Raw genomic sequence first — 602 nt, forward strand, 5'->3', positions numbered from 1 at the left:
CGCAGCGAGTCGCGGAGCTGGCCGGCGAGTTCCTCGAAGTCGGTGGCGGCGGCCTGCGCCTGGTCCAAGGTCCGTTGCAGGTCGGCGTGTTCGGTGCGGGCGGCGTCGACGCGTTCGCGGCGTTCGGCGAGCAGCGCGGTGGCGGTGCGCAGCAGGGCCTGGGCGTGCTCGGTGTCGGCGGGGAGGAGGTCCTCGGGGAGCTCGGTGTGGGATTCGCCGTCGACGGGCGCGGAGCGTTCGGCGTCGCCGCGCAGGCGGCCGACTTCTTCGGCGGCCGCGCCGGAGCGGGCCTCGATGATGGTGACGAGTTCTTCGGCGCGGGCGGCGGCGGCCTGGCGGGCGGGGCCGTCGGCGCCGTCGGGGCTGGCGAGGAGTTCTTCGGCGCGGGCCTTGACCTTGTTGCTGAGGCGGTCCAACTCGCTTGCGGCGGCGGCTTCGTCGCCTTCGGCGCGGGCCTGTTCGGCGCGCAGGTCGGCGCCGACGCCGACCTTCTCGTAGAGCTGGGAGGCTGCCCGGTAGGCCTCGCGCAGGGCGGGCAGCGAGGTGGGGGTGTCGGTGTCGCCGGGTTCGGTGCTGGTGTCGGCGGCGGCGATCTCGGCGCG

1 pseudogene is annotated in these 602 nt (G+C 75.7%); it reads right to left on the reverse strand.

The features are described 5' to 3' along the window. Positions 1-602: pseudogene (locus KCH_RS42390) on the reverse strand (hypothetical protein); the annotation flags it as partial.

This window comes from Kitasatospora cheerisanensis KCTC 2395 (assembly GCF_000696185.1).
GTDB lineage: Bacteria > Actinomycetota > Actinomycetes > Streptomycetales > Streptomycetaceae > Kitasatospora > Kitasatospora cheerisanensis.